Origin of the sequence: Erwinia sp., assembly GCF_031978025.1 — a bacterium.
GTDB lineage: Bacteria > Pseudomonadota > Gammaproteobacteria > Enterobacterales > Enterobacteriaceae > Erwinia.
The window spans coordinates 1-8,487 of the sequence record NZ_DALZCD010000191.1; the positions used below are offsets into that span (position 1 = coordinate 1).

The window sequence follows — 8,487 nt, forward strand, 5'->3', positions numbered from 1 at the left end:
GTCTTCAAAGCGGCAACAGCGCCAACCTGATTATCCTGCCCGCGGAGAGTGGCTTTGATGCGTTACGGCGCCAGGTGCCGACGCGTTATTCGATTCGTCAGGGAAGGGTGATTGCTGAAACGCAGCCTGCGGCCAGTACGCTCTATTTAGCCGGGCGCGAAGAAGTGGATTTTCGACGCTGAGAAAAAAGGCCGGTTTCCCGGCCTTTTCTGTTAGTGCGAGGACATATGTCCATGTCGCTTGTGCTTGCTGACGAAGCCCAGCAGCACACACATCACAAACACGACCGCATACAGCATATTAGCCGTGGACAGCGCAGCGTGAGCGCCATGTTTGTCCACAATCGGGCCGGTGACCACGAAGGTCAGCATGGTGCCGATGGTGCCGCAGGTCAGGATAAAGTTCACCAGCTTAGGCGAGGAGACTTTGGTCTGGAGCGAGCCCAGCGTAATAAGGGTGGTGTAAATCGCGCTGGAGAAGAAGCCCAGGCTCATCATGATCCACTTCAGCATGGCGGCGTCGTTGCTGCTGATAAACCAGTACATCAGCCCCGTAGCCAGCAGCGTCAGCAGCGTAACGATACGCTGAGGATCGAAGAAGCGCAGAATGGCGCTGAACGCCCACATCCCAATCATATAGGCCGTCCAGAAGTTGCCGACCAGCGAGCCTGCCTGCGTCAGATCAAGACCCATGGTTTTGGTAGCATACAGCGGCACCCAGCCGATAAAACCAAGCTGGCCAAGGATATAGCAGAGCGCGGCGACAGCCAGGAACAGCACGCCAATGCCCCATTTCTCTTTTTCTGGCTGTTTAACCGCGGCTTTTTTACCCAGCACCGGGAACTCAAAGCAGAGCGCCAGCACAAAAATAGCCACGTAAATCACCCCGATGCAGACGTAAACCCAATACCACGGCAGCGAACGGGCCAGCAGGGCGGCAGCAATGATGGGAAAAATCGTGCCTGCCATACTGAAGAAGGAGTCGGTAAACAGCAGGCGCGAACCGCGCTGACGGCCTTCATACAGATGGGTGATAAGGAAAGTACCAATGGACATGGTGATGCCGCTAACCACGCCAAGCACGAACATGCAAAGCGAAAAAACACTCAGCGAGTGGCTGGTCATCAGCCCCAGTACCGCAAGCACCATCAGCACGAAGCCGAAAATCAGCTGTCGACGCAGAGGAATGATTTCCATCAGCCAGGCGTTAAGAAAAACGGCGGCTAAAATGCCGGCATTCAGGAAGGTGAAGGTGTTGCTCATCTGCGCGACTGGCAGATGAAAATAGTCAGCGATATTCTCCAATACCATACCGGTAACGATTACTACCGCGCCGGTTAGCGCATAAGAGAAAAAGCTGATCCAGGTAAGCCCGATTCGATCGCGATTAGTCATAGTTGTGGCCCGTGGAGTCAAGAATTGTGAGGCAGAACGCTCACGCTAAGCGCGGGCAGTTTAGCCGGATTCGTGATCTGCTTAAATGAATAATGCAATTTTATCCGGAGATTTCAGGATGTTCGTGATGGATATCACCGTTTTTCACGCTGCGAAAGCGTTTGCTTTAATAAGGGCGACGTAAAAATAGGTAAAAGGCTGGCGCGGTGATAAGCGCCTCTTTACAATCAACTTTCGGCCTGTCGCCCTCAAGTAAGGAATTTTTTATGTTAAAACGTACTTTAACAGCGGTCGCCACCGTGTTTGCGTTATCCACGCTTTCTGCTTCCGCTCTGGCGGCAAAAGGCGATGCGCACGTGCTGCTGACGACCTCTGCTGGCAATATTGAGCTGGAGCTCAATAATCAAAAGGCCCCAATCTCGACGAAAAACTTTGTTGATTACGTCAACAATGGCTTCTACAACAATACCGTTTTCCATCGCGTGATCCCGGGCTTCATGGTGCAGGGCGGCGGCTTTACCGCTGATATGCAGCAAAAACCCACCAGCGCGCCGATTAAAAACGAAGCGGATAATGGCCTGCTGAACAAGCGCGGCACCATTTCAATGGCTCGTACTGCCGATAAAGACAGTGCTACCAGCCAGTTTTTCCTCAATGTAGCGGACAACGCTTTCCTGGACCACGGCCAGCGTGACTTCGGCTATGCCGTTTTCGGCAAAGTGGTAAAAGGTCAGGAAGTGGTGGATAAAATCGCTCAGGTGCCTACCCAAAACGTGGGGCCTTATCAGAACGTGCCGGTTAAACCTGTCGTGATCCTCTCCGCAAAAGTCCTGCCTTAACGCTCCGGTCGGGAGATTGCTGCTGATAATCAGCTAAGCTTTTAGCAGCAATCACCCCTTCAAGGAGATCTCATGTCCAGAAAGCTCACCGATAAACAAAAAAATACCTTCTGGCAGCAGCGTTTGCCAACCAATTTCCTGGCGAGCTTTTTGTTAACGGGTTCTCTGCCTGAATTGGGGGCACGCAATCCGGGCCTGCCGCATCTGCGCGCTATGCATCGCGCCCTTTTTCAGGATGTGCTCGAAGACGCAGGCGAGCTGCGCGAAGTCGATATCGCCATCGGCGATACGCCCTGCTGTCATTTTGAATATATTGAGAAAGAGGGCAACGCGCTGATGCAGGCGCTGGAAGAAGAGAATGGCCTGGCCGATTTGCCGCTGGAACAGATGGCAGAAAGGCTTGCCTGGTACTATTGCGAGCTGACCGTTCTGCACCCTTTTTTGCGCGGTAACGGGCGCGCCCAGCGCCTTTTCTTTGAACAGCTGGTTATTCACGCCGGTTGCGATATTCAGTGGAACCGGATCGACAGTGACCGCTGGCAGGCTGCCGTTAAGGCGAGCCTGGCAGGGGACTTATCGCTGCTGGCCGCCGCTTTCGGCAAAGTCATCAGCGAGCGTGACGAAAACGCGTAGAATAACGCCGTGTCTTTTTTTTCGGAGCCAGTATGCTGCTACTGATTGATAACTATGACTCTTTTACCTGGAACCTTTACCAGTATTTTTGTGAAGCGGGCGCAGAGGTGCACGTCAGGCGTAACGACGAACTGACGCTGGAGCAGATAAGCGAGTTGAAACCGGAGCGGCTGGTCATCTCCCCAGGCCCGTGCACGCCTGACGAAGCCGGTATCTCACTGGAGGCTATCCGAACCTTTGCCGGGAAGATTCCCGTGCTGGGGGTCTGTTTGGGCCATCAGGCGATTGCACAAGCTTTTGGCGCACGTATTGTTCAGGCGCGTGAGGTAATGCACGGTAAAACCTCACTGATTGAGCATAATAACAGTGGCGTCTTTTCCGGCCTGAACCATCCGCTACAGGTGACACGCTATCATTCGTTAATCGTTGAGGCCGCCTCGCTGCCCGCCGACTTTGAAGTGACCGCCTGGTCGCTGCGTGACGGGGAGAGGGATGAAATTATGGGCCTGCGCCATCGTTCTTTGCCGCTGGAAGGCGTGCAGTTTCATCCAGAAAGTATCCTCAGTGAGCAGGGGCATGAGCTGCTGCAAAATTTCCTCAGGCAATAAATTCAGTTGCCTTAAAGTGATTTTTTATGCATATTTTATGATTATAATTTCACATCTCTGTAACGTTAAAAAATGAGGTTGGCAATGGCAGCGGATAAATTAGCGGTAACTCGCTCGACATTTGACGAAGTAATTTTGCCTGTTTATGCACCAGCACAGTTTGTACCCGTAAAGGGAAAAGGCAGCCGCGTTTGGGATCAGCAGGGCAAAGAGTACGTCGACTTTTCCGGCGGTATCGCTGTTACCGCGCTGGGCCACTGCCATCCGGCACTGGTGGAAGCGCTGAAAACGCAGGGTGAAACCCTCTGGCACACCAGTAACGTCTTCACCAATGAGCCCGCGCTGCGCCTGGCCAGCAAACTGATTGCTGCCACCTTCGCTGAACGCGTGTTCTTCGCTAACTCGGGCGCGGAAGCCAACGAGGCGGCGTTTAAGCTGGCTCGTTATTACGCCACCAAACGCCATTCGCCTTTTAAAAGCAAAATTATCGCGTTTCACAATGCCTTCCACGGTCGTACGCTGTTCACCGTTTCCGTCGGTGGCCAGCCAAAATATTCCGACGGCTTTGGCCCTAAACCGGCCGATATTATCCACGTGCCGTTTAACGATCTTAACGCGGTAAAAGCGGTTATTGATGACCACACCTGCGCGATTGTAGTGGAACCCATTCAGGGCGAGGGCGGCGTGGTACCGGCTACTCAGGAATTTATGCAGGGGCTACGCGAACTGTGCGACAAGCATCAGGCGCTGCTGGTGCTGGATGAAGTGCAAAGTGGTATGGGCCGCAGCGGCAAGCTCTTTGCGTATGAGCATTACGGCATAAAGCCCGATATTTTATCTACCGCCAAAGCGCTGGGCGGCGGCTTCCCGGTTAGCGCCATGCTGACCACCAATGAGATCGCCTCCGTGATGGCGCCGGGTGTGCACGGCACCACCTACGGTGGCAACCCGCTGGCTTGTGCGGTGGCGGAAGCCGCGCTGGATATCATCAATACGCCGGAAGTGTTGAATGGGGTGGAAGCGCGCCGTGAACAATTTGTTGCCGCGCTGAAAGCGCTGGATGCACAGCTGGATCTGTTCAGCGATATTCGGGGTAAAGGCCTGCTGATTGGCGCGGCGCTGAAGCCACAGCATGCCGGCAAGGCCCGCGATATGTTGAACGCGGCGGCGGCAGAAGGCGTAATGATCCTGAATGCCGGAACGGACGTGATCCGCTTTGCGCCGTCGCTGGTCATTGAGCCGGCCGATATTGAAGAGGGCATGAACCGCTTTGCCACCGCCGTGAAAAAAATGCTGGCTTAAGTTGTCAGGCCGGAAGCCTTGCGCTTTCGGCCTCTGCCCGGCATTGTTCCCATTGCTCACCTGCCTTGCATCACGCCCTTGTCCTGTTCTGTAGCACGCTCCCGCTTGTTAACGTCCTTACGCCGATTTCCTTAAGCGGCGCGACAGCCAGCGTCCATGATGAGGGCGACTGCTCCATGCCAGCGAAGAAAGGGTGTGCATGACGGCAAGATGCTCCAGGATCCGCTTTATATGTCGCTCCATCACCGTCGTTGCTCCCTGAAGGGGAATGTCCACCTCCAGCACGCTGCTGCCGGAATCGGGGCCGTCATACTCCAGACGCTGCTGGCAACGCTGTAGGGCAATCTCGCAGGCTTGCAGATAGCGCTCAGCCAGCTGTGGCGTCAGCATGGTATGTTCACGCGCCAGAATGGTCATGGCGTTGATATGCTCAACGATAAACTGACTGTGCGTGACCCACAGCTTCATGTCGGTCAGATAACGCGCGTCGAAACCCGGTTCCTGCATCGCCTGATTTAGCGAGTTAAAGAGTGCATTATGCGCCTGGTTAACACGCATACGCTGCCAGGCGAGCTTCTGCGGGCTCTCTTCGTCGCCCAACAATTTTTGTAACGCTTCCTGATAGGTTTCCAGCGCGTCGTGCGCGTTCTGGCGTAGCAGGCCACTTTGCCACTGCGGCCACAGCCAGATCATGCCGCCAAAGGCAATCAGGCAGCCCATTAGCGTGTCCAACAGGCGCGGCAGCAGGAAGTCGGCACCGTTCAACGACAGCAGCTGAAGCGTGTAAACCGCCGTTACGGTAAAACCTATTGTCGCCAGCCCGTAGTATTTGCGGATAACCAGATAGCCCGCCAGCGTCAGCGTCAGCATAATCAGCAGGACGGCCGATTCCGGTACCTGAAAGCGCAGCGTTAGCGCGGCCACAATCAGCCCGCCCAGCGTGCCTAACGCACGGTGCTGAATGCGCACCCTTGTCGCGCTGTAGCCGTTCTGGCTAACAAACATTATCGTCATCAGCAGCCAGTAAGGTTTAGGCAGATTAAAGAACAGCGCCAGCGTGCTGGCAAAAGCCAGCATGACCGCAAATCTGGCGGCGGTACGTAACGCGGCCGATTTCAGCGACAGATAGCTTCGTATAGCGGAGAGCAGCGGCAGCCGCTTCTGGCGGTCCGCCATTAAATCCCGCTGATAAAGCGGGCGTTGTGTCCGTAATACGCGGGCGATGCGGCTGAAGTGCCAGGCGCAAAAGTTGCCGACCGGATTGGCAGGATGCTGCCGGGCGATTTTCTCCAGCGCCTGCAGCGGCTTATCCATGCTGAACCGGGCCGGCAGACGATGATAAAGAATATCGTCCGCCAGTTCGCGCAGTCTGGCGGCGATGGTCTGCGCGTTCCAGCGGATCACCGCCTCGGCACGGCTCTGCGCTACCAGCTTTTGCACTTCTTCCGGCTGGTGCAGGCTGACAGCAATGTGCTCCTGCAAATCCAGCGCAACCTGAAAAGCGCGGATCAGCCGCTTGTGGTGGTTATCGTTGCTGGCGGCCAGCATGTGCATTTGCTGATAGCAGGTATTAATCAGATCGACCGCTTTTTGCTGGCGCGCCAGCAGCGGCGGCAGCGTTTTCTCCGCATCCGCAAGCTGGGTCAGCAGGCTATATTTCGCTTCGCAGTAGTCGGCCAGCTCGCGATAAAGCAGGCTGAGCGTTTCCCGCATCGGCTGCTCTTTCCATAGCCAGAACCAAAACCAGTTAAAAAGGCCATACCAAACCGTGCCCAGAATATAGAGTGAAGGGGGCTGCCAGATAGGCATACGGCCCGCGAGGCTCAGGGTAAAGATACCGGCGATCAGCGCGCCGGGCAGCAGTCTGCCGTGCAGCGGGCTGATTTCACCGGTCACGCCCAGCAGCATAGCCATTGAAAACAGGATGGCGGGCAGGGGGACCGCTAAGTTGCCCAGGTACTGCAACAGAAAGCTGCTGAAGGCAAAAAGGCCGCCGCCGATCAGCAGACGCTTAAAGAAGCGTTTATGCGGCGTGTCCAGCCCGGCGATATTGCAGCAGGCGGGCACCATCGAGAACAGGAGGCCGTTTTGCAGATTGCCCAGCAGCCAGCCGACGGCAACGGGCAGGCAAAGCACCAGCGTCTGCCGCAGGGCATAGTTAACTTCGGGATGGTAGATGAGTCGGCGCCACATTGCTCTGTATCCGCTGAAAGGCGCAATGCATGCATTGCGCCATACAATCAGCGTAGCTAGCGTGTGCCGTAGACCACGATGGTTTTACCGTGCGCGGAGATCAGGTTCTGATCTTCCAGCATCTTCAGGATGCGGCCGACGGTTTCGCGCGAGCAGCCGACGATTTGGCCAATTTCCTGGCGGGTGATTTTAATCTGCATTCCATCCGGGTGAGTCATGGCATCCGGCTGCTTAGCCAGATTCAACAGCGTTTGCGCGATGCGACCTGTCACATCGAGGAAAGCTAAATTGCCCACTTTCTCAGAGGTCACCTGAAGACGACGTGCCATCTGTGAAGAGAGGCGCATCAGGATCTCCGGGTTAACCTGGATCAGCTGACGAAACTTCTTATAGGAGATTTCTGCCACTTCGCAGGCTGTTTTCGCCCGCACCCAGGCGCTGCGCTCCTGACCTTCTTCAAACAGGCCAAGTTCACCGATAAAATCGCCCTGGTTAAGGTAAGAAAGGATCATCTCCTTGCCTTCTTCATCCTTGATGAGCACCGCTACCGCGCCTTTGACGATGTAGTAAAGGGTTTCTGCTTTCTCACCCTGGTGGATCAGCGTGCTTTTGGATGGATACTTATGAATATGGCAATGTGACAGGAACCATTCAAGTGTCGGGTCTGTTTGCGGTTTGCCGAGAACCATTCGCTGTTATCCTCTGTTGTTATCGTGCCTAAATACAGGGGCAGAGTTCCCTGACAGGCGTTGAAATAGTCAAGCGCTTCCCATGCAGGAAAGTTATTCGGCTCTCTGTTGAGTGCCGGGCTCGTTATGTCGTCCCGTTTCGTCTGGTCTGTAGAGTACTGACGAAATACAGCCTTGTTTGTAGCACAGCTTTGCATGGGTGTCTTCTGTTGTCTCGCTTCAGCATAGCGCTAAATCTGCCGCTATGCTGTTTAGTGACCTTAAACCGACCGCGGCTTAACTGAATGAATTAGAGGAGTTTGTTATGCAGGCGAGCATAAAATGGGTGGAAGGGCTGACCTTTTTGGGAGGATCCTCATCGGGTCATCAGGTCGTGATGGACGGTAACGCGGGCGATAAAGCCCCCAGCCCGATGGAAATGCTGCTGATGGCGGCGGGCGGCTGCAGCGCGGCCGAAGTGGTGGCCATTCTGCAAAAAGGACGGTTTACCGTGGAGAACTGTGAGGTAAAGCTAACGTCAGCCCGGCGTGAGAAGCCGCCGCAGTTGTTTACCCATATCAACCTGCATTTTATCGTCAGCGGTAGCGGGCTGACGGACAAGGCGCTGGCGCGCGCGGTCAGTCTGGCGGTCGAAAAATATTGCCCAATTGCGCTGATGTTGGGCAAAGGCGTTACCCTTACCCATAGCTATACGGCGGTGTGTTAATGGATAGCTTTACCTTCCATCAGTCGCTTGACCAGCGGGCCCATAATCAGCTCCATCGCCAGGCCCATTTTGCCGCCCGGCACCACCAGCGTATTGATATGAGAGATAAAAGAACCTTGCAGC

The 8,487-nt window shown here is 55.0% G+C and carries 8 protein-coding genes and 2 pseudogenes; 6 read left to right on the forward strand and 4 right to left on the reverse strand.

Features of this window, described 5'->3' with window-relative positions:
- Positions 1-182: pseudogene (locus tag RTK32_RS14940) on the forward strand (cytosine deaminase); the annotation flags it as partial.
- A 30-nt stretch (positions 183-212) separates the two neighbouring features.
- Here RTK32_RS14940 and tsgA read toward each other — a convergent pair.
- Complete coding sequence (tsgA, locus tag RTK32_RS14945) at positions 213-1,394, reverse strand: MFS transporter TsgA (RefSeq protein ID WP_312045346.1); 1,182 nt, start codon at positions 1,392-1,394, stop codon at positions 213-215.
- Positions 1,395-1,660: 266 nt separating this feature from the next.
- Here tsgA and ppiA point away from each other — a divergent pair, with 266 nt between their 5' ends.
- From ppiA to RTK32_RS14965, 4 genes are all read left to right on the forward strand, one after another.
- A complete protein-coding gene (gene ppiA / locus RTK32_RS14950; RefSeq protein WP_312045348.1) occupies positions 1,661-2,233 on the forward strand; it encodes a peptidylprolyl isomerase A in 573 nt (190 codons plus the stop codon).
- A 72-nt stretch (positions 2,234-2,305) separates the two neighbouring features.
- Positions 2,306-2,866 carry a putative adenosine monophosphate-protein transferase Fic gene (locus tag RTK32_RS14955; protein ID WP_312045350.1) on the forward strand — a complete coding sequence of 187 codons (561 nt, stop codon included), beginning with the start codon at positions 2,306-2,308 and terminating at the stop codon, positions 2,864-2,866.
- Between the two features lie 32 nt (positions 2,867-2,898).
- Positions 2,899-3,474: an aminodeoxychorismate synthase component II gene (locus tag RTK32_RS14960; RefSeq protein WP_312045352.1), complete on the forward strand. Its 576-nt coding sequence runs from the start codon at positions 2,899-2,901 to the stop codon at positions 3,472-3,474.
- Positions 3,475-3,558: 84 nt separating this feature from the next.
- Positions 3,559-4,776, forward strand: coding sequence for an aspartate aminotransferase family protein (locus RTK32_RS14965; protein ID WP_312045354.1), 1,218 nt, complete (start codon positions 3,559-3,561; stop codon positions 4,774-4,776).
- Between the two features lie 117 nt (positions 4,777-4,893).
- On the opposite strand, the gene RTK32_RS14970 is transcribed toward RTK32_RS14965, so the two are convergent.
- Positions 4,894-6,969: a YccS/YhfK family putative transporter gene (locus RTK32_RS14970; protein ID WP_312045356.1), complete on the reverse strand. Its 2,076-nt coding sequence runs from the start codon at positions 6,967-6,969 to the stop codon at positions 4,894-4,896.
- A gap of 56 nt (positions 6,970-7,025) precedes the next feature.
- On the reverse strand, positions 7,026-7,658 hold the full coding sequence (gene crp / locus RTK32_RS14975) for a cAMP-activated global transcriptional regulator CRP (RefSeq protein ID WP_034934863.1): 633 nt from the start codon (positions 7,656-7,658) through the stop codon (positions 7,026-7,028).
- Between the two features lie 304 nt (positions 7,659-7,962).
- On the opposite strand from crp, the gene RTK32_RS14980 reads away from it, so the two are divergent.
- Positions 7,963-8,364 carry an OsmC family protein gene (locus RTK32_RS14980; RefSeq protein WP_312045359.1) on the forward strand — a complete coding sequence of 134 codons (402 nt, stop codon included), beginning with the start codon at positions 7,963-7,965 and terminating at the stop codon, positions 8,362-8,364.
- Here RTK32_RS14980 and RTK32_RS14985 read toward each other — a convergent pair.
- Positions 8,361-8,487: pseudogene (locus RTK32_RS14985) on the reverse strand (phosphoribulokinase); the annotation flags it as partial. The gene RTK32_RS14980 and the pseudogene RTK32_RS14985 sit on opposite strands and share 4 nt — an antisense overlap.

Coding starts and splice junctions, on each gene's coding strand:
- RTK32_RS14980 (WP_312045359.1), top strand. CDS start 7,963: ATGCAGGCGAGCATAAAATGGGTGGAAGGGCTGACCTTTTTGGGAGGA.
- ppiA (WP_312045348.1), top strand. CDS start 1,661: ATGTTAAAACGTACTTTAACAGCGGTCGCCACCGTGTTTGCGTTATCC.
- RTK32_RS14965 (WP_312045354.1), top strand. CDS start 3,559: ATGGCAGCGGATAAATTAGCGGTAACTCGCTCGACATTTGACGAAGTA.
- RTK32_RS14970 (WP_312045356.1), bottom strand. CDS start 6,969: ATGTGGCGCCGACTCATCTACCATCCCGAAGTTAACTATGCCCTGCGG.
- RTK32_RS14955 (WP_312045350.1), top strand. CDS start 2,306: ATGTCCAGAAAGCTCACCGATAAACAAAAAAATACCTTCTGGCAGCAG.
- crp (WP_034934863.1), bottom strand. CDS start 7,658: ATGGTTCTCGGCAAACCGCAAACAGACCCGACACTTGAATGGTTCCTG.
- tsgA (WP_312045346.1), bottom strand. CDS start 1,394: ATGACTAATCGCGATCGAATCGGGCTTACCTGGATCAGCTTTTTCTCT.
- RTK32_RS14960 (WP_312045352.1), top strand. CDS start 2,899: ATGCTGCTACTGATTGATAACTATGACTCTTTTACCTGGAACCTTTAC.